Origin of the sequence: Escherichia sp. HH091_1A (assembly GCF_030295175.1) — a bacterium.
In the GTDB taxonomy this organism is placed as follows: Bacteria; Pseudomonadota; Gammaproteobacteria; order Enterobacterales; family Enterobacteriaceae; genus Escherichia; species Escherichia coli_F.
Window position 1 is genome coordinate 5,376,874 of record NZ_AP025747.1, and the last position, 18,529, is coordinate 5,395,402.

Sequence of the window (18,529 nt, forward strand, 5' to 3'; positions counted from 1 at the left end):
AGTGATGAGATAAATAATCAGTTAATTAAGAACGATATTAATGACCTGCTGCGCGGAGTTTTCCGTCAGGTTCACCGGCAAGAGTCAGTAATTGTCCCTGGTCTTCCTGCAGAATAGTCAGGCGACCACCGCGATTGACATACATCGGCGTTTCGGTGGTGTCTTCTTCGGAAATTTTCCCGCGGTTAGTCGGGCGAACATATGAGAGTTTGTGTTTGATTTTCACACGGTTCTCATCAAATGGTTCGATTTCCAGGTTGAGTGAGACCTTACCTTTGGTTTTCGTGTTCATCACACCGGAAGCGACTTCACTGAGAACTGCGCCGATTTTGGTTTCAAATACGCCGCCGTCCAGCTCCCCGATAAATGCCTGCACATCAGTACTGCGTTCGCTAGCCATTTTGCTGCTCCTCATCATATCGACCCTGCAAGGCCGGTTGGTTTCTCCACAAAACAGAGAAGAACACCTGCGGTGGCAGCCGCCCGGATGGATTGGGTTATGAGCCCGTCGTCCGGTGATGCTCTTCTCTGTTTTGTAAAAAGGACGGTACCAGCCGGAAGCAAGGGTACAAGCTGGTACCGCCAAAGCAGTGGCTGTTGTGGTGGGGTTGTCACTCAGGCGTATGGTCAACCTGACAATCCGGTGTCCTCAACGGGGAAAGAGTAACCCCGCCATACTTACCGCCGCGCCATTTCGCGGATTACCACAACGCTGAGAGCACTTAGCCAGTTATGGCACCACACTTTGTCGCGGCTCCATAAATGCCCTCATCGTTGCACCCTGGTCTCTTCCCAGGCGTCAAACCGGATCGCCACGCTGGTTAGGCGTCTTATCAGCATCATCATTGACTTGCACATTCCGGCTACCTGGTTTGTTTGCCCGAGCAAGGAGTGGATTGTCCCCTTTAACGTCCCCAGACCGCTAACGACGCATGTGCCATACGACGTGTTACAATAAAATGTTCGGTATTAGTTACCAAAGAGACGATTACTCTTATGGTTGAATGTAATACCCCTGTTGAATATTTTCTTGCGTACTATTTGTTTTTCCTATATAACGAATTGGTTGTTTTGTTTACATAATAAGAACTTTTCTTAAATAAGTTTACATTGTTTTGTCTTGCTATTTTTCAAAATTCAAGAACAATGAATTGTCGCCATCAGTAATTATTCTTTATGAAATTTTATAAATAACTCCCTGCTTTTGAGGTTTGTACGCAGTGTTTTTAGTTGTCGAGGACATAATGGATAATCAAAATACTCCTGTTTTTGATGTATGTGGTTGGTACTGTGTGCCAGTTAAAGATCATAATTCAGTTATAGTTCAACTGTCCTGCAAACAACCACCATTTGAATCTGATAAAATTATCGAAAGTCCAATATATTCTTTTCCCATAAAAGAAATACCAAATCTCATAAATACATTACAAAACATTTATGAAGAAAATAATTGATTATAAATCCAGTTCAAAAGTGAAGCGTCCACTTGGGCGCTTTTTTATTTACGAACCATTCCGGTCTTCGTATGCCCCGGACGGCTACTTCGTGGGCGTCCTGCCTGTTCGATATCTTATGCAGGTACATTATGTATCTTAATGGTACATTGTCAAGTATAAAAAAACCTGCCGAAGCAGGTTCATAGACATTGATCAGGCTTTAATTTTGTATCTTCTTGGTTTTCCTGAGAAAATAACTGTACCAATGATAGAGCAATTACCGTTTATCTTAATGTAAGGCTCAGGCCAGTTGGGGTTTAATGCTTTGAGATAACGCTGTGTCCCGTCTTCTATCAACCTTTTGAAGGTGGTTTCACCTGTATCGTGCATCAATGCAATAACGTCATCGCCGTGGCAGGCTGGTACTTCTGGATCGACAAAAATCATGTCCCCCGGACGGTACTCATCAATCATTGAATCACCAATCACCCTCAATATATAAGTCATTTCGCCACAGGGTACAGGGCAGGGATATGTTTCTGTTGTGCTCAAATCAACCTCAGAATAGCCAACTTCTTTCCATGCTCCGGCCTGTACCCATGATATGACAGGGACTAACGTTATTTGTTTATTAGTGATTGAAACATCAGGTTTTTTTGTGATGTTCGTTGTCTGGTGTTCTTGATCAAGCCATCCGACAGGCAGGTCGAAACATTTTTCGATGTGCCGTGCCATGCTGTCACCGATATTTTTAGTAGCACCATCTCCCATAAACCTGCTGGTCTGGGTTGGTTCGCGATCAATCATGGTGGCAAAGGAAGAATTCCCGCCAACACCATCTCTCAGTTTTCTGGCGTTAGACCGCCGGATGTCATGGACTGTTTTCATAACGAAATTAAAACCTTTGTACCGATAGGGTACAAGTATCTTGAAGGTTCATTTCAATCATGTAATATGTATATAAGAGGTACATATTGTATGAAAGCGTATTGGGACTCTTTAACCAAAGAACAGCAGGGCGAGTTGGCCGGAAAAGTTGGCTCAACACCAGGCTACTTACGGCTGGTTTTCAATGGTTATAAAAAAGCCAGTTTTGTGCTGGCTAAAAAACTTGAGCAATGCACGTCAGGTGCAATTACGAAATCTGACTTAAGACCGGATATCTATCCGAAAGATTAACAGAACACCTTTAATTTTTAACCACAGAACGATGAGGCTAACCGTGGGTAAGCATCACTGGAAAGTAGAAAAACAGCCTGAGTGGTACGTGAAAGCTGTCAGAAAAACTATCGCGGCGTTGCCGGGGGGTTACGCTGAAGCTGCTGAGTGGCTGGATGTAACAGAGAACGCTTTATTCAACCGCCTTCGTGCAGATGGCGATCAGATTTTCCCGCTGGGATGGGCAATGATTTTACAGCGCGCGGCTGGCACTCACTACATTGCGGATGCTGTCGCACAGTCTGCTGGTGGGGTGTTTGTATCGCTTCCTGAAATTGAGGAAGTAGAGAACGCCGATATAAACCAGCGCCTGCTGGAAGTCATCGAACAGATCGGGAGTTACTCAAAGCAGATTCGTTCGGCAATCGAAGATGGGGTAGTGGAGCCACACGAGCAGACAGCAATTAATGATGAGTTGTATCTGTCAATTTCGAAGCTCCAGGAGCATGCAGCACTGGTCTACAAAATCTTTTGCGCTCCAGAAAAGAGTGACGCCCGCGAGTGTGCAGCTCCGGGCGTCGTGGCGTTTTGTGTCTGTGGAGAAACTAACGCATGAACAGTTTAACGGCAAATAACCATTTGTCGCAACAGCTGGTGGTCAGCGTCGCTGAACACCTGTTGTTACGGCATGAATGCAGATTACCAAATCTCCTGGCTGTAAGTAACCACAGAGAACTTTACCTGACTGTGGGGGGCGAGTTGTGCAGGAACTTAACCGCTGGTTTCGTGACGGAAGAGGACTTTATGTTCATGTTATTCGTTGGGAGCCAGAAACACAGCGCGTTATCTATCTTCGCAAAGACTACCCGCATGAGTGCTTTAGCCCTTTGTGGAAATTCAGGCGTGATTTTGTTGAGTGTGAAGGACCACCAGCACATTGATTCTGCCATTCCGGGACGTTACACTGTTCAGGCACCTTATAAAGCGGGTGCCGGGCGTGGAAACCCGGAATTCACCAAAGCGCACAACCGCGCTCTTGCGGTTTTTTTGTGTCATGAGCAGCATTACGCCCAAATTATGGTGGGGCGTGCAGGGCCAACTTCGGTTGGGCCGGGTTCTTTGGTGACCGGTATTTCCACCCCTGTACGTCTCACCACCAATAAGGTCGTGGAAAGCCTTGGTGGTGAGTTATTAAAAATCACCAAAGAGGCTGCCATCATGGCTACGATCCCAACCCTCACTCAACCTGAAATTGCCATCGTTGATGGTCAGGCTGTTACTTCATCCCTGGCTGTTGCCAACTTCTTCTCCAAACGTCATGACGATGTACTGAAAAAGATCCGCACGCTTGAATGCTCCGCATCATTCACTGCCCGCAATTTTTCGGTGAGTGATTACACCGATTGCACAGGCCGCAAACTACCTTGCTATCAAATAACCCGCGACGGTTTTGCGTTTCTTGCTATGGGTTTCACGGGTAAACGTGCTGCCCAGTTCAAAGAGGCATACATCAATGCCTTTAACCAGATGGAGAAACAGCTTTCAAAGCCCGCTGTACCGAGCGACGTTGCACATAACGCCAGCGTACTCTATTCCTACATTTCATCAATTCATCAGGTCTGGTTGCAGCAGCTTTATCCCATGCTGGAAAAAGCTGAATCACCGCTGGCTGTAAGTCTGTATGACCGAATTAACGATGCGGCATTTCTTGCCCGTCTTATTCATTCGTCGCTGAACTCTTCCGAGGTAAGGGGGCGCAAATGATCCGGAATATTTTCAAACGGTTTACCAATCAGACTTTCCGTTGTCCTCGACCGGGTCAGTGGTACACCACGCCTGCAGGGCATGTTCTACGTGTTAGCCTGGTTGACCGTGAATGTCAGAAGGTGATTTGTGAACCGCTGGGCCGTAATTACCGCGTCAGTATGCCGCTTATAGCCTTTCGCTCCGGAAAAAACATGAAGCATCTCGGAGGTGCAGCATGAGTATGGAGCTGATGGTTAAAGCGATGAAAATTCGAGTGGGTAATCCATTGCGAAAACTGGTTCTGATCAAGCTGGCTGATAATGCCAGCGATCAGGGTGAGTGCTGGCCCAGCTACCAGCATATTGCTGACCAGTGCGAGATTAGCAAACGTTCTGTGATGAATCATATTGCGGCCCTTTGTGAGTCCGGGCTGGTAAAAAAAGTCACCCGGAAAGGTGAAAAAGGTAACTCAAGTAATATCTATCTCCTTCATCTGGATGGTGCAGGAGATTCACTAGGGGGTAGTGCAAATAATTCACTATCTGGTGCAGCAAATTCACCAGGTAGTGCAGGAGTTGCACCAGGGGGTAGTGCAGGAGATTCACCCAGAACCAGTCACTCTTTTGAACCAGTCAAAGAACCAGTCAATGAACCAATAGCTGTTGGTGCATCAGTTGATGAGTCCGTGCGAGTTCGTTCAAACCGACCGGAATACTCTCCGGAGTTTGAGCAGGCATGGCTGGCATATCCCAAACGTGCTGGTGGCAATTCAAAATCTGCAGCCTTCAAAGCCTGGAAAGCCCGTTTGAATGAGGGAGTAAACCCCGAAACCATGCTGGAAGGTGTGAAACGCTACGCGGGCTGGGTATCTGCGATGGGTAACAGCGGCACACAATTTGTGAAACAGGCTGTCACGTTCTTTGGTCCGGATCGTCATTTCGAAGAATCCTGGGAAGTTCCTGCGGTATCTGCAGCCAGACGCGAGGACCCGTACTTCAAAGCCAGTTACGACAACGTGGACTACAGCCAGATCCCGGCAGGATTCAGGGGGGGATTATGAGTCTTTTGAATGAAGTTCAGAAATTCATTGAAGCCCATCCGGGGTGTACTTCCGGAGACATTGCGGATGCTTTTGCTGGTTACTCACGACAGCGCGTTCTGCAGTCAGCAAGCAAGTTACGTCAGAGTGGGCGTGTGGCTCACCGTTGTGAAGGAGATACACGCAGACATTTCCCACGCCTGACTGAGAGAGCGCAGGAGCCGGAACCACAACCAGTTCGTGAAACCAGACCTGTGCGCAATTTCTATGTCGGCACTAACGATCCACGGGTGATTTTGTGCCTGACCCGCCAGGCGGAAGAACTGGAGTCCAGGGGCTTATTTCGTCGTGCTGCAACCGTGTGGATGGCGGCATTCCGTGAAAGCCACTCCCTGCCAGAACGAAACAATTTTCTGGCGCGTCGTGAGCGGTGCTTACGGAAAAGTAGCAAGCGCGCTGCATCGGGTGAAGAGTGGTATCTGTCAGGGAATTACGTGGGGGCTTAATGAGTAATAAATATTGCCGGGCGCTGGTGGAACTGCGGAACAAACCAGCCCATGAACTGAAGGAAGTGGGCGATCAGTGGCGCACGCCGGGTAACATTTTCTGGGGAATTAACACCCTGTTTGGCCCGTTTGTCCTAGATCTGTTTACTGACGGTGATAACGCCAAATGTACCGCGTATTACACGGCGGAAGACAACGCGCTGGCGCATGACTGGTCAGAACGTCTTGCGGAGCTTAAAGGTGCTGCCTTTGGTAATCCCCCATACAGCCGCGCCAGTCAGCATGAGGGGCAATACATCACCGGCATGCGTTACATCATGAAACATGCCAGTGCCATGCGTGATAAAGGCGGGCGCTATGTTTTCCTGATCAAAGCTGCCACCAGCGAAGTGTGGTGGCCGGAAGATGCAGATCATATTGCTTTTATTCGCGGGCGTATTGGTTTTGAACTGCCTGCCTGGTTTATCCCGAAAGATGAGAAGCAGGTGCCGACAGGCGCTTTCTTCGCTGGTGCTATTGCTGTTTTCGACAAGACCTGGAAGGGACCGGCAATCAGCTACATCGGGCGCGATGAACTTGAGGCATGTGGTGAGGCGTTTCTGGCGCAGGTTCGCCAGCAGGCGGAAAAACTGGTCAGGGAGATGGCGGCATGACGACGTTAACTCAATGCCAGCAGCAGGTGCTGGATATGCTGATTTCTTATCAGAAAGAACGTGGCTTCCCGCCAACCAATCAGGAGGTGGCAACCATGCTGGGATACCGTTCAGTGAATGCAGCGGTGGAGCATCTTCGCGCACTGGAGAAAAAAGGCGTCATCACGATAAAGCGTGGCGTGGCCCGGGGGATAACGCTTCATACTGCGATGAAGGACGACGACAGCGAGGCGGTCGGGATTATCCGCTCACTGCTTGCCGGTGAGGAAAACGCCAGGCTGCGTGCAACCCACTGGTTACATGAGAGGGGCCTGAAAGTATGAAGCTAATACTGCCTTTCCCGCCCAGCGTGAACACGTACTGGCGACACCCCAACAAAGGGGCGTTTGCTGGTAAGAGCCTGATAAGCGCGGCGGGGCGAAAATTCCAGAGCGCGGCGTGCGCAGCAATAGTTGAGCAGTTACGTCGTCTGCCGAAACCAACGTCGGCACCTGCTTCAGTGGAGATCGTGTTGTTTCCTCCGGATAACCGGATCCGCGATCTGGACAACTATAACAAGGCGCTGTTTGACGCCCTGACCCACGCGGGGGTGTGGGAAGACGACAGTCAGGTGAAAAGAATGCTGGTGGAGTGGGGACCGGTTATCCCGGAAGGTAAGGTCGAGATCACTATCAGTAAGTACGAAAAAGCGAGTTGCAAATTAGCAACTCGGTAACGGAATTGAGCAACACCCTAAATTTGGGTATTACCTCGTTAAAGATACTGTATTTATGAACAGTGTATCCTTGATAACTATTAAAAATCGCAGTAAGTTCATCTTGCATCAACGAAAAGGGAGTGCAGTCCCGAAATTTGTGGAGAAACCAATGAATCAGTTGCTTGTAATTGATGGCGTTTCTGTGCGCCAGTACTTTGAATCTAACTACTGTCTTAACGACCTTCAGAAAGCTGCTCTTCTTGCCGCTGGTGAGAATCGCTCCTCCCGTTCGCTGGAAGTTCACGAGTTTATGCGTCGTCCTGAAACGAAGGCTCTTGTGGAATTACTGGAAGAAGAAACTACGGGAGATTCCCGTAGTATTCCTGTCATCACCATTCAGGGGCGCAATGGTGGGACGTATGTCTGTAAAGAGCTGGTCTATGCATATGCAATGTGGATCAGCCCGGCATTCAGCTTAAAAGTGATACGTACTTTTGATGCGCTTCATAATTCATCACCAGAAGAAACCACATCCGACAAAATTAAATCCGGGGTCATTCTGCTTGAATCAGCAGCAAAGACTCTAAATCTGTCAAACTCCTCGAAACTTGGTGCATACCAGAAATTATCAAAGGTAGCAGGTCTTCCTGAACTTATGCCGATCTATGCCATTGATGCACCTGCTGATGCGCCAGATGGTTCAAGCCGCCCTACGCTGTCGCTGAGTGCACTGCTGAAGCAGTATGGTATCCGCCTGACGGCTAATCAGGCATATCACCAGATGGCGAAGCTGGGGATCGTTGAACAACGCGAACGATACAGCCGTACCGCGATTAACAACATCAAAAAATTCTGGTCGCTGACGGCGAAAGGCTGCATGTTCGGCAAGAACATCACCAGTCCTGCAAATCCGCGCGAGACGCAGCCGCATTTCTTCGAATCCCGATTCCCTGAGCTGTTAAAGCTGCTCGATACCGTTCACTGATGGGAGGCGTGGAGCATGCGAATTACACCACCCCATCTGCAGCCAGTTTTATCCAGGGTTAAACGTTTTGTTGAACGAATGCCGGAAGGCGCAACACTGACCCAGATATCACAGAAAGTGCAGGCGTACAGTCTGCTGAATAAAAGGGATAAGGAGATACTCATTGGCATTATCCGCGACAGTGGACTTCTGGTCGTTGCGAATGATGGAAGAACTACAACGTTACATCATCCTAAATTTGGACATCAGGCAGTAAATAGTGAAATACCAGTAAAAACAGAGGAACCCGTTGTGATTAAAAAGACCGTTACTCCGGATGAATTACGCAGGCATGCTGAGGAGCTGATCAGGGCTGCGGAAGAAGCAGAGAAGAAATTTAATGATCGTGCGGAAATTAAAAAGCAACTGGATCCTCTGAAACTGGAAATCCTCCAGGCGTATGGAATGGCAAGTCGTAAATTTGATGAGTTTGTTGATGCTATGGCGGATATGGGGAAAGCGGTACAGAAACTGAAACAGATTGTGCTGTGAGGTTCTACGTTGAGAGCACTACTGACCCCTGAAATTGCCCCACGTATGGGGATCGTATTGTTCAGACCCGGTTCAGAGCTGATGCCCCTGTTTATGCAGGGGCGTGTCCTGCTGGAGCCTGAGCCGGAACGTTATTCATCTTTTGCCAGTGGTGCCGTTCCGGCGGCATCACAACCGCTGGCGGATGATCCTGCCGTTCGGGCTATGTTCCGCAATGAGGCGGTAATCCGTCGTGCTGGTGGCGTGGAATGTCTTGAAAGCTGGTTACTTCGTGAAAAAGGCTGCCAGTGGCCTCATTCCGACTGGCACAGCGAGAATATGACCACAATGCGACACGCTCCGGGCGCAATCCGTCTGTGCTGGCACTGCGATAACCAGCTGCGCGATCAGTTCACGGAACGGCTGGAATCAATGGCAACGGATAACTGTGCCCGGTGGGTGTTATCTGTCGTGCGTCGGGATCTCGGTTTTGATGATAGTCACGTTGTGACAATGCCGGAACTGTGCTGGTGGCTGGCTCGTAATGACCTGGCGGATGCCTTACCGGAAAGTGCAGCCCGTAAGGCACTGAGATTACCGACGCCTGTTGTGCCGTCTGTCACCCGGGAGTGTGACCTTGTGCCTTCGGTTCCTGCCACCAGCATCATCCAGGATAAAGCGAAAAAGGTGCTGGCGCTGAAAGTGGATCCGGAGTCGCCGGAGTCTTTTATGTTACGCCCCAAACGTCGCCGCTGGGTTAATGAAAAGTACACGCGCTGGGTTAAGACACAGCCGTGTGCATGTTGTGGAAAGCCTGCTGATGATCCCCACCACCTGATAGGTCACGGTCAGGGTGGAATGGGAACAAAAGCGCATGACCTTTTTGTGTTGCCTTTGTGCAGAAAGCATCACGACGAGCTGCATGCGGATACCGTGGCATTTGAAGAGAAGTATGGCTCCCAGCTGGAGCTGATATTTCGTTTTATCGATCGTGCGCTGGCAATTGGCGTTCTGGCCTGATTTTGTGGAGAAAGTTGATGCGTGATATTCAAATGGTTCTTGAACGTTGGGGGGCATGGGTGGCAAATAATCACGAGGATGTCACCTGGTCGTCTATTGCTGCAGGATTTAAAGGACTAATCCCTTCAAAAGTAAAATCCCGCCCGCAATGTTGTGACGATGACGCGATGATCATTTGTGGGTGCATGGCTCGCCTGAAAAAGAACAACAGCGATTTGCACGATTTATTAGTGGATTATTATGTAGGTGGTATGACGTTTATGGCGCTTGCCCGTAAACATGGGCGTTCTGATTGCTGGGTTGGGCGTTTATTGCAAAAGGCTGAAGGTGTAGTTGATGGCATGTTAATGATGTTAGAAATTGAGCTAGAGATGGATCGTTAGAAGATCTCTTATTGAGGGGGTAATTGAATCAGTTTAATGTGTGGGGAGTCGATTTATTTCTCCCCATTTTATTTAATTAATTTACTTAAGGTTTTAATTCATCAAGACGTTGTTGGATAGTGTTTTTGCTTGCGTTGTCTGTTATAGCCATTTGTTGTACTTGCCCCATTGCCATTTGAGTTTCCATCCACATATCGGCCCACACTTTTGTATCGTTATTAACTTGAGCGATAGTAAATCTGACTTTTGATACCGGGGTTGTTGAATAGGCATTGCCGATTAACATTTGTCCAAAAACAGCAGACCCGCCTTCCAGTTCTTTACCACATATAACACTGCTGTTATCCGCGTTGTAAATTATCAACCCTCTACTATTGCAGTAATTCACAAGGGCATCTTTGACTTTATCTTTTGTCGTATTTTGATAAACCCCCTCAGGTTTTCCTGATTGAGTTTTCTTTATCAATGGTACGGAAGAAGTACAACCTGAAATGATAGTTGCGCTAAGTAATAATACAGTCATTTTATTCATGTTTCTTATCCATTGTTAAGGGCATACCTACACAATTATTTTTATTGGAGATGAATAATCAACCGTTTACAATCGTAAAAAATCAAATATGCTGTTAAGAGTGGTTACTTCGCCACACAACTTAAACCCGCCGCTGAGCGGTTTTTTTGTACCTGTAAACTTGGTGCAGTACAGTAAACACGCTGGTGGTCGTGAATACTGACTTTTTATCTTGCTGGCTTTTTAGACAAGAGTTATTGGTATGTCATGTTAACCAGAAGGGAAAAAACATGCTAAAACAGCAAGATATGACAGAAACCGCCGCCGCAGTCCTTCATTTCTTACCTGCTGACAAGTGGGTAACGCCACGCATGATGACGAGAACTACCGGAGTAAGCGAAGTCCGGTGCCAGTTAATACTGACTCAGTTAGTTCTGGCGGGTCTGGCGAAGGATAACGGCGGGTACGGGAATAAATTCAGACGCTGCCAGTAATGGCGGTTTCCTGCTGTGAAAATGGGCGGCTGGTGGGTGTTGGTAGCACCTGCCAGCCATTCGCTCATGCTTACTGGTCACAAGCGAACCACGGCCCACTGCTTTAGCGCAAAAGCAGAGTGAGCCTACCAGAGTTACGCTTACTGATCCATGAAAAATACTGTAAAAATAAACAGTGTTGATTTAATCAACGCTGATTGCCTGCATTTTATTCAGTCCCTGCCTGATGATTCCATTGACCTGATTGTTACCGATCCGCCTTACTTCAAGGTGAAACCCAACGGTTGGGACAATCAGTGGAAAGGGGACGAAGATTATCTTAAGTGGCTGGACCACTGTCTGGCCCAGTTCTGGCGGGTGTTGAAACCTGCCGGAAGCCTTTACCTGTTCTGTGGGCATCGCCTGGCATCTGATATTGAGATCATGATGCGTGAACGTTTCAACGTGCTTAACCATATCATCTGGGCGAAGCCGTCCGGACGTTGGAATGGGTGTAATAAAGAAAGTCTGCGCGCATATTTTCCTGCCACAGAGCGCGTTCTGTTTGCTGAACATTACCAGGGGCCATATCGCGGCAAAAGTGACGGCTATGCGGCAAAAGAAAGGGAACTCAAACAGCACATAATGGCACCGCTGATATCGTATTTCAGGGATGCTCGTGCCGAACTGGGAATAACGTCAAAACAGATAGCGGAAGCCACCGGAAAGAAAAACATGGCTTCGCACTGGTTTGGTACCAGTCAGTGGCAGTTACCGAACGAAGCTGATTACAACAAATTGCAGGCGTTGTTTGCGCGTGTTGCAGCAGAAAAACATCAGCGCGGTGAACTGGAGCAGCCACACCACCAGCTGGTCAGCACATACAGTGAACTGAACCGGCAGTATACGGAACTGCTGAGAGAATATAAAAATTTGCGGCGGTATTTCGGTGTGACTGTGCAGGTGCCGTACACCGATGTGTGGATGCATAAACCGGTGCAGTACTATCCCGGGAAACATCCGTGCGAAAAACCGGCAGAAATGTTGCAGCAGATAATCAGCGCAAGCAGTCGTCCGGGAGATCTGGTTGCAGATTTTTTCATGGGGTCGGGTTCGACGGTCAAAGCATCGATGGCGCTGGGACGTCGTGCAATTGGCGTTGAGCTGGAGACTGAGCGTTTTGAGCAGACGGTCAAGGAAGTTCAGGATTTAGTCAGTCAGAACGGATGATATTGCAGAATTAGTTACGTACCGTTATTATCCTGCGCCCGGCCCTTTAGCTCAGTGGTGAGAGTGAGCGACTCATAATCGCCAGGTCGCTGGTTCAAATCCAGCAGGGCCACCATAACGTACCGCCATTAGCTCATCAGGAAGAGCAGACGACACGATAACAGGGTTGTTGGTGCGGGGTTCGAGTCCTCGATGGCGGTCCATTATCTGCATCATGCGTTGTTAGCTCAGTCGGACAGAGCAATTGCCTTCTAAGCAATCGGTCACTGGTTCGAATCCAGTACAACGCGCCATACTTATTTTCCTGGCTCGCTTTTGCGGGCCTTTTTTGTATCCGCGCCACGCCCGGCGTATATCAAAAACCACAGAGCTTTTCAGGGGTGAGCTTACGGGATGGTCAGTGTGACTTTCTCTGTGGGCTGGTCCCCGCAGGGCGCAGGTTCACCCACTAAAAGGAAAAGTCACGATGTTTGGTATTTTCAAAAAGAAAACCCGCAGAGCAGCAACTGAAATTAAAAAGTTTGAGAAACGCGATCTGGCACAGGCGGTTATTAATGCTGCCTACCTAGTGGCCTATGCAGATGGTGAATGTGAGACTTCAGAGAAAGCGAAGATCGAACAGGTATTACGTAACCAGCCAGCGTTGTCCACGTTTACGTCAGAAATTAATGCCATCAGTGCCACGATCACAGGTCAGCTTGACACCAATTTTAAAATTGGTCGTCGTGCAGCGTTGCGTGAAATTGAAGATGTGAAACACGATACGCGTGAAGCGGAAGATGTGCTGGATGTGGCGGTGGCCATTGCTGAAGCAGATGGTGAAATTGAGCCGGAAGAGCGTAAGGTTCTGGAAGAGATTGCTGGTGTTCTTGGCCTGCGACTGGAGAACCACCTGTGACGGTAAAACTGCGTCTGGCCGCTGTGGCACTCCTGCTGTTTCTGGTGGTGATGGTGGATTTCACCAGCAGGATCATGTCGGTGCTGGCGGATGGAGTGCTGGTGGTCGGTATTGTGGTGGTGCTTTTTCCTTTGGTGAAAAAGGACATGCCAGGTAGTTAACCGGGTATCAGTTACGCCCCGAAAATTTTAAATGTCTCACAATTCAGCCAGTTGACAGTTGCCTGTCAGACTGAGCATTTGTTAAAAAAATTTCGCATGGTGAATCCCCCTGTGCGGAGGGGCAATCAGCAAGTAGGTATATGGGATAATTGCGGATTCAGGTGCTGATACTGAATTCACCGGGAGGCACCCGGCACCATGCAGGTAAGCAGTGTAAATGTTTACATAAGCAAATCCCCTCACCGGAGGGGATTTTTTACGCCCAAAAATTCCGCGTATGGTGTTGAGATTGAAAGCCTGGTGCTGGAGATAAATGTACCGACATCATAATAAAAAAAACGCCAGCACAGAAGAGAACGGGAAAACGAGTCTGACGCTGGCGTGGGGATATTCCCCGTGGAGAAATGATATGTAACACATATCGGGAGTATTTTTATATAAAAATGATAACCATTGTCAATCATAACGGTCAGGAATGATGACGTTTATGCATCAGAGCCATCAGTAATTAACGGGTGGCTTTTTTATTGTTGTCAGTTTCCGGATAACGGGAGACGGGGTATGTACCAGATGGAAAAAATCACAACAGGTGTGTCATACACCACGTCAGCGGTGGGGACGGGATACTGGTTACTGCAGCTGCTGGACAAAGTCTCTCCGTCCCAGTGGGTGGCGATAGGTGTGCTGGGGAGTCTGCTGTTTGGCCTGCTGACGTACCTGACTAACCTGTATTTCAAAATCAGAGAGGACCGGCGTAAGGCGGCGCGGGGAGAGTAGACGATGAACCATGAAGAAATGAATCAGCGCATAAGTTGCCTGGAAAATGAAATCACTGAACTGAATAAAAAACTGTCGGTGCTGATGGTTTCTGAAGATGAAAAAAACGCCGCGATGAGCAGGAAGCAGCGTTTTACGATGATTGCATCAAAATTGCTCGCAGGACCTTTGAGAAGATTTTGCAGGAAAAGTTTTTACCGACCGCATTGTCAGAAAAGTACTCCATTACAGTTAAAAGTGCCGGAGAGGAAGGCAATAAACGTTATTTTATTGCGTCTGCACCGGATAAAGACCAGGCATGGGGGGGGAATCGGCCATCTTTTATTGTGACAAGCGATGACTGGAATATCACGATCCGTGAAGATGGAAAAGTAACACCAGCATCGCACCAGCACAGTGAGGCGCTCATTGAATTTGCCATTGATTACCTGAAGAACAATAAAAAGCAGGGACTAATGAAGCGCATTGGTCGTTGCATGGGATATCTGCAGGTAGCTGCTGAGATTGAAGCGCTGGCCAGTGGTGCGGACAAGGATGCAGTTGTGCGGGAGGCTCTTCTTCGTGATTTTGATAATCCACCCTTTAAAAAAGTGCCTGCTTACTGGTTTCATCCAGGACTGACTTATCTTAAAGGACGTATATAAGCTGGCTCGTTATCTGTTGCCGGATAATCGACGGAAGATGCGTTCTTTTTGTGATTTGGCGTAATGATGATCCCACTCACATTCAAGGTAGTTTAATTCTTCGTTTAACCAGTCATTTATATTGTCTTTCAGACGTAGAAGCATGGCTGGTGTTAATATTCTGGACATAATGTCGAGAGTTGGTGGTGTGAGGTGTCCATACGGCTCAGCCTGAATGGATTTTACTGCTTTGTGGTTTTGCTGAATGAGTTTAAGGAATGCTGATTTAAATTGTTCATTCATGGCCTGCATGCAGGCGGTATATTTATGTTCATCGTTATACATTGCTAAATCCTCGACGGGAATTGTCAGATATATTTCAGCCATCAGGTAAAACACCAGTGCCCACCACTGGCGGGCTGAAGACTTAACATATCCAGGGATTCGGAACCGATAAATCCTGATAAATATCCATGAACACCAAAATCAAATACGGTCTGTCGGCTGCCGTTCTGGCGCTGATTGCCGCAGGTGCGCCTGCGCCTGAAATCCTCGACCAGTTTCTGGATGAAAAGGAAGGTAACCACACCACGGCATACCGTGATGGTGCGGGGATCTGGACCATCTGCCGTGGAGCCACCCGGGTGGATGGTAAGCCTGTTATTCCTGGCATGAAGCTGTCAAAGGAAAAATGCGACCGGGTTAACGCCATTGAACGTGATAAGGCGCTGGCATGGGTGGCGAAAAACATCAAAGTGCCACTGACTGAACCCCAGAAAGCGGGGATCGCGTCATTCTGCCCGTATAACATTGGCCCCGGTAAGTGTTTCCCGTCGACGTTTTATAAACGAATTAATGCAGGCGATCGCAGGGGAGCGTGTGAAGCGATTCGCTGGTGGATTAAGGACGGTGGCAGAGACTGCCGTATCCGCTCAAACAACTGTTACGGTCAGATATCCCGTCGTGACCAGGAGAGCGCGCTGGCGTGCTGGGGAATCGACAGATAAGCAGAATATTTTGCTGAAAAATGACGTTGACCAACGCGGACGGATAACACGAAATCCTGCGAACTGGCAAAACCTAAGTGAATAAAAGTAAAACCCCGTTTGTTGGCAGCAAGCGGGGTTTTGTGTTTCTGACCTTGGATAAGGCAAGGGAGAACATGGAAAAGTATAAACGAATTCTGTTGAGGTTGACTATGAAAAACGGCCTTGAACTGAAAGCGCCTGTAACTGATGACATCAGCAGAGCGCTGGCTTTTGCTATTAAGTGGGTGGCGGTCGGTATTGCTGTGTCTCCGATGCTGTATGGGCTGGCAAAACTGGTCATTGCGTTGAAATCGTGAAGAGGATTAAGCATGTCAGACAAGCTCATAACGCTGGCGAAGATCCTCTGTGTAATCGTCGGCATTTCATTTTCACTAATGCTGGTTGCTCTTAGGCTGGATGATGTTGTCTTCGTCGGGGATGATGGGGTGAGGGGGATATGAACCGTGTTCTGTGTGTGGTGATTATTGTCCTGCTGGTAGCCTGTGGTGCGCTTGGTCTGGGGCTGAATCATTACCGCGATAACGCCATCACCTACAAAGCGCAGCGCGATAAAAAAGTCAGAGAGCTGGAGCTGGCGAACGCGACAATTACTGATATGCAGATACGCCAGCGTGATGTCGCTGCACTTGATGCCAGATACTCGAGGGAATTAGCCGATGCGAGAGCTGAAAATGAAACTCTGCGTGCTGATGTTGCCGCTGGTCGTAAGCGCCTGCGGATCAACGCCACCTGCTCCGGTACCGTGCGTGAAGCCACCGGCACCTCCGGCGTGGATAATGCAACCGGCCCCCGACTGGCAGACACAGTTGAACGGGATTATTTCACTCTCAGAGAGCGGTTGATGATGATGCAGAAGCAGCTGGAAGGGGCGCAGGAATATATCCGCACTCAGTGTATTAACTAGTATTTTTGTTATCCGGAGAATGCATGAAGAAATTACTGGTAACCGTAAAGCCTTTTCAGGGAACAATTCTGTTCCGTATTTTGCAGCGTGGTCGTGTTCTTGTTGAAGGTTCGTTCAGTGGTAAATGTACGCAATTACACTCCCGGATCTTTCAGGTGAATGCCACGAATGAAGAGCTAACCGTTGAGTGTACGATGAATGCCGCTAAATGCCGCATGGTATCGGCTGCATTACAGCCAGTGTGTTGAGCGACCTTATTATCCATGCGCGGTATTGTCGCCGTATTCCCGTATTAACAGAGACCGTAGCCCGACAGGGAGACTCCTCTGCGCGAGTGTGCGGGGATAATCAAAAACGATACACACCGGGGTTTACTGCGTTAACGGAGCGCGGCGTTGTCCCCTCATAGTCGCCTGGCCGGTGCGATGGTGGAAGAAACCGGAAATTTATTCAATAAAAAAACCTGCCGGGTTGTTACGGCAGGTTATGGCACATGCAGAAGAGAATGTTGTTGTTATGACGAATTTTTTATCAGATTTTAATGCAAGTATTCAATTCGAAATAACCGAGCCTGAATTACAATATATGTTATGAATTATTCTCTTATTTTTTGAGCCATTCAACAAGACTGGCATGGAGCAGTTACCCGATCTCCATAAAGGAATAACAGGAAATATCTTATTATTAAGCATTTCTGAATAATAAATGAGGTCGCTGGATTAATATATTGTCTTTTTAACTGGAGTTGCGGTAGTTTTGCCCGATGTTTTTTGATGACTTATTATTTATTCTTATGCAATATGCGATTTTAAGTATGTTAAGTCTTTATCGGATTGTTTATGTAAGCACGATGGTTAAATTTTATGATTCTCTGCCGTCTGACATGGATTGAATTTGCTCATTATTTGACTGGGTGAATACATCATAAAATGAAAACGGGGCAACTGCACTCGCAGGCTCTTTGTCAGTGTCGCTGGTGTGTTTTGGGGCTGATAACGATGAAGACCTCTCCCGGAGGAGATTCAGACATACCTGCACAAAGCCTGAATTGAAAAGCAACAGTTATAATGTGCAGTGCGGTGGGGATGAAAAATATGTGAGCATAATCAAAAAAACTGCTGTGTTGGAGCACAGCAGTAAAGGTACTGATAAGGGTAGAAGATTATTATTGTTATTCTTTTTTATTTTATATGACGGATGATTTCAATTCGGAATAAATACGACTAATAACTGCGACTTTTTGTAAATTCAGCAATATAAAGAAATGGTTATATGAACAGTTATCACAGAGCAGACGGTGTATCATTCTTTGTTACAGTTAACTGACGGGCACATTTTATGTCTGCTGCCAGCCTCCGGCGACAGGCTTCAATAACCCATGCCGAAAAGTTGCCGGAGCCTTTATGCTCAAGGGCGATATTGATCTGCTCAATCATGTGATTGGGAAAACGGATGTTACGGGTTGTTGTTTTGCTGGTTTTGTTCTTCGATGACATTGTCTTTTTCCATATTCACGGCAGTGTTCTGTATTGTCCAAAGATGTTTTTACTTAAATTTGATGCAGATCAATTAATGCATTGAGACCGAACTCATTATTTGTCCTCTTTCATGGTGAACTTGTCGGTTGAGATAACTTTTATTTAATTGATAATTATTATCATTTTAGGGTCCTTTCTGGCGATCCGGCCTGTTACGGGGCGGCGACCTCGCGGGTTTTCGCTATTTATGAAAATTTTCCGGTTTAAGGCATTTCCGTTCTTCTTCGTCGTA

Annotated in this window: 29 protein-coding genes, 3 tRNA genes and 1 pseudogene; 28 read left to right on the top strand and 5 right to left on the bottom strand. The window is 47.7% G+C overall.

Annotated elements, in window-relative coordinates; all coding sequences use genetic code 11:
- Positions 1-37: 37 nt before the first annotated feature.
- Entirely contained in the window at positions 38-400 is a 363-nt protein-coding gene (locus tag QUF14_RS26655; protein ID WP_000135680.1) for a YfdP family phage-associated protein, read from the bottom strand.
- Positions 401-1,244: 844 nt separating this feature from the next.
- On the opposite strand from QUF14_RS26655, the gene QUF14_RS26660 reads away from it, so the two are divergent.
- Positions 1,245-1,454: a hypothetical protein gene (locus tag QUF14_RS26660; protein ID WP_021559686.1), complete on the top strand. Its 210-nt coding sequence runs from the start codon at positions 1,245-1,247 to the stop codon at positions 1,452-1,454.
- Positions 1,455-1,649: 195 nt separating this feature from the next.
- Here the strand turns inward: QUF14_RS26660 and QUF14_RS26665 are convergent, their stop codons facing one another.
- Entirely contained in the window at positions 1,650-2,324 is a 675-nt protein-coding gene (locus tag QUF14_RS26665) for a LexA family protein (protein WP_000859465.1), read from the bottom strand.
- 90 nt (positions 2,325-2,414) lie between these two features.
- On the opposite strand from QUF14_RS26665, the gene QUF14_RS26670 reads away from it, so the two are divergent.
- The 13 genes from QUF14_RS26670 (at position 2,415) to QUF14_RS26735 (ending at position 10,133) form a co-directional block, all read left to right on the top strand.
- A complete protein-coding gene (locus QUF14_RS26670) occupies positions 2,415-2,615 on the top strand; it encodes a helix-turn-helix domain-containing protein (protein ID WP_000649477.1) in 201 nt (66 codons plus the stop codon).
- A 43-nt stretch (positions 2,616-2,658) separates the two neighbouring features.
- Complete coding sequence (ymfL, locus tag QUF14_RS26675; RefSeq protein WP_000515860.1) at positions 2,659-3,210, top strand: protein YmfL; 552 nt, start codon at positions 2,659-2,661, stop codon at positions 3,208-3,210.
- The gene (locus tag QUF14_RS26685) at positions 3,207-4,358 is read left to right on the top strand and encodes a Rha family phage regulatory protein (protein ID WP_001087304.1); all 1,152 of its coding nucleotides are present in this window, start codon (positions 3,207-3,209) and stop codon (positions 4,356-4,358) included. The genes ymfL and QUF14_RS26685 overlap by 4 nt, the downstream gene beginning before the upstream one ends.
- Positions 4,355-4,579, top strand: a complete 225-nt coding sequence (locus QUF14_RS26690; RefSeq protein WP_000620696.1) for a hypothetical protein — start codon at positions 4,355-4,357, stop codon at positions 4,577-4,579. The genes QUF14_RS26685 and QUF14_RS26690 overlap by 4 nt, the downstream gene beginning before the upstream one ends.
- Entirely contained in the window at positions 4,576-5,400 is an 825-nt protein-coding gene (locus tag QUF14_RS26695; RefSeq protein WP_000061530.1) for a helix-turn-helix domain-containing protein, read from the top strand. The genes QUF14_RS26690 and QUF14_RS26695 overlap by 4 nt, the downstream gene beginning before the upstream one ends.
- Positions 5,397-5,885, top strand: a complete 489-nt coding sequence (locus QUF14_RS26700) for a PerC family transcriptional regulator (RefSeq protein WP_000055024.1) — start codon at positions 5,397-5,399, stop codon at positions 5,883-5,885. Before QUF14_RS26695 ends, QUF14_RS26700 begins: the two co-directional genes overlap by 4 nt.
- The gene (locus tag QUF14_RS26705) at positions 5,885-6,538 is read left to right on the top strand and encodes a phage N-6-adenine-methyltransferase (protein ID WP_024212172.1); all 654 of its coding nucleotides are present in this window, start codon (positions 5,885-5,887) and stop codon (positions 6,536-6,538) included. Before QUF14_RS26700 ends, QUF14_RS26705 begins: the two co-directional genes overlap by 1 nt.
- On the top strand, positions 6,535-6,861 hold the full coding sequence (locus QUF14_RS26710; RefSeq protein ID WP_000210144.1) for a LexA family protein: 327 nt from the start codon (positions 6,535-6,537) through the stop codon (positions 6,859-6,861). Before QUF14_RS26705 ends, QUF14_RS26710 begins: the two co-directional genes overlap by 4 nt.
- Positions 6,858-7,253, top strand: a complete 396-nt coding sequence (locus QUF14_RS26715) for a RusA family crossover junction endodeoxyribonuclease (RefSeq protein WP_000767110.1) — start codon at positions 6,858-6,860, stop codon at positions 7,251-7,253. Before QUF14_RS26710 ends, QUF14_RS26715 begins: the two co-directional genes overlap by 4 nt.
- Before the next feature lie 151 nt (positions 7,254-7,404).
- Positions 7,405-8,220: a KilA-N domain-containing protein gene (locus QUF14_RS26720; protein WP_001072669.1), complete on the top strand. Its 816-nt coding sequence runs from the start codon at positions 7,405-7,407 to the stop codon at positions 8,218-8,220.
- A 78-nt stretch (positions 8,221-8,298) separates the two neighbouring features.
- A complete protein-coding gene (locus tag QUF14_RS26725) occupies positions 8,299-8,751 on the top strand; it encodes a pseudouridine synthase family protein (protein WP_001113917.1) in 453 nt (150 codons plus the stop codon).
- 9 nt (positions 8,752-8,760) lie between these two features.
- Positions 8,761-9,750 carry a DUF968 domain-containing protein gene (locus tag QUF14_RS26730; protein WP_001202270.1) on the top strand — a complete coding sequence of 330 codons (990 nt, stop codon included), beginning with the start codon at positions 8,761-8,763 and terminating at the stop codon, positions 9,748-9,750.
- A gap of 17 nt (positions 9,751-9,767) precedes the next feature.
- On the top strand, positions 9,768-10,133 hold the full coding sequence (locus QUF14_RS26735; RefSeq protein WP_001204819.1) for an antiterminator Q family protein: 366 nt from the start codon (positions 9,768-9,770) through the stop codon (positions 10,131-10,133).
- Between the two features lie 85 nt (positions 10,134-10,218).
- Here the strand turns inward: QUF14_RS26735 and QUF14_RS26740 are convergent, their stop codons facing one another.
- Entirely contained in the window at positions 10,219-10,665 is a 447-nt protein-coding gene (locus QUF14_RS26740; RefSeq protein ID WP_001038608.1) for a hypothetical protein, read from the bottom strand.
- Positions 10,666-10,934: 269 nt separating this feature from the next.
- On the opposite strand from QUF14_RS26740, the gene QUF14_RS26745 reads away from it, so the two are divergent.
- From QUF14_RS26745 to QUF14_RS26790, 9 genes and pseudogenes are all read left to right on the top strand, one after another.
- Positions 10,935-11,138 carry a hypothetical protein gene (locus QUF14_RS26745; protein WP_000917725.1) on the top strand — a complete coding sequence of 68 codons (204 nt, stop codon included), beginning with the start codon at positions 10,935-10,937 and terminating at the stop codon, positions 11,136-11,138.
- A 150-nt stretch (positions 11,139-11,288) separates the two neighbouring features.
- Positions 11,289-12,347 (top strand): DNA-methyltransferase, encoded by a 1,059-nt coding sequence (locus tag QUF14_RS26750; protein WP_000799665.1) that lies wholly within the window; start codon positions 11,289-11,291, stop codon positions 12,345-12,347.
- Positions 12,348-12,387: 40 nt separating this feature from the next.
- Positions 12,388-12,462: transfer RNA gene (locus QUF14_RS26755), tRNA-Ile, on the top strand.
- A 7-nt stretch (positions 12,463-12,469) separates the two neighbouring features.
- Positions 12,470-12,550 (top strand) — tRNA-OTHER (locus QUF14_RS26760).
- A 13-nt stretch (positions 12,551-12,563) separates the two neighbouring features.
- A tRNA-Arg gene (locus QUF14_RS26765) sits at positions 12,564-12,640 on the top strand.
- A 173-nt stretch (positions 12,641-12,813) separates the two neighbouring features.
- On the top strand, positions 12,814-13,245 hold the full coding sequence (locus QUF14_RS26770) for a tellurite resistance TerB family protein (RefSeq protein ID WP_001355126.1): 432 nt from the start codon (positions 12,814-12,816) through the stop codon (positions 13,243-13,245).
- On the top strand, positions 13,242-13,406 hold the full coding sequence (locus tag QUF14_RS26775; RefSeq protein ID WP_000216624.1) for a DUF3927 family protein: 165 nt from the start codon (positions 13,242-13,244) through the stop codon (positions 13,404-13,406). The genes QUF14_RS26770 and QUF14_RS26775 overlap by 4 nt, the downstream gene beginning before the upstream one ends.
- Positions 13,407-13,967: 561 nt before the next feature.
- A complete protein-coding gene (locus QUF14_RS26785; RefSeq protein ID WP_000284518.1) occupies positions 13,968-14,183 on the top strand; it encodes a class II holin family protein in 216 nt (71 codons plus the stop codon).
- A gap of 3 nt (positions 14,184-14,186) precedes the next feature.
- A pseudogene (locus tag QUF14_RS26790) lies at positions 14,187-14,827 on the top strand (hypothetical protein).
- A 9-nt stretch (positions 14,828-14,836) separates the two neighbouring features.
- Here QUF14_RS26790 and QUF14_RS26795 read toward each other — a convergent pair.
- Positions 14,837-15,193 (bottom strand): hypothetical protein, encoded by a 357-nt coding sequence (locus QUF14_RS26795; RefSeq protein WP_000818213.1) that lies wholly within the window; start codon positions 15,191-15,193, stop codon positions 14,837-14,839.
- An 86-nt stretch (positions 15,194-15,279) separates the two neighbouring features.
- Between QUF14_RS26795 and QUF14_RS26800 the strand changes: the two genes are divergently transcribed.
- From QUF14_RS26800 to QUF14_RS26820, 5 genes are all read left to right on the top strand, one after another.
- Positions 15,280-15,813 (top strand): lysozyme, encoded by a 534-nt coding sequence (locus tag QUF14_RS26800; protein ID WP_001092885.1) that lies wholly within the window; start codon positions 15,280-15,282, stop codon positions 15,811-15,813.
- 155 nt (positions 15,814-15,968) lie between these two features.
- A complete protein-coding gene (locus QUF14_RS26805) occupies positions 15,969-16,151 on the top strand; it encodes a hypothetical protein (protein WP_052834940.1) in 183 nt (60 codons plus the stop codon).
- A gap of 12 nt (positions 16,152-16,163) precedes the next feature.
- Positions 16,164-16,295 (top strand): hypothetical protein, encoded by a 132-nt coding sequence (locus QUF14_RS26810; RefSeq protein WP_420056221.1) that lies wholly within the window; start codon positions 16,164-16,166, stop codon positions 16,293-16,295.
- Complete coding sequence (locus tag QUF14_RS29125; protein ID WP_001082614.1) at positions 16,292-16,759, top strand: lysis protein; 468 nt, start codon at positions 16,292-16,294, stop codon at positions 16,757-16,759. The genes QUF14_RS26810 and QUF14_RS29125 overlap by 4 nt, the downstream gene beginning before the upstream one ends.
- Positions 16,760-16,782: 23 nt before the next feature.
- Positions 16,783-17,007: a hypothetical protein gene (locus tag QUF14_RS26820; protein WP_000735650.1), complete on the top strand. Its 225-nt coding sequence runs from the start codon at positions 16,783-16,785 to the stop codon at positions 17,005-17,007.
- Between the two features lie 1,035 nt (positions 17,008-18,042).
- Here QUF14_RS26820 and QUF14_RS26825 read toward each other — a convergent pair.
- On the bottom strand, positions 18,043-18,255 hold the full coding sequence (locus tag QUF14_RS26825; protein WP_000095729.1) for a YlcI/YnfO family protein: 213 nt from the start codon (positions 18,253-18,255) through the stop codon (positions 18,043-18,045).
- Positions 18,256-18,529 lie beyond the last annotated feature (274 nt).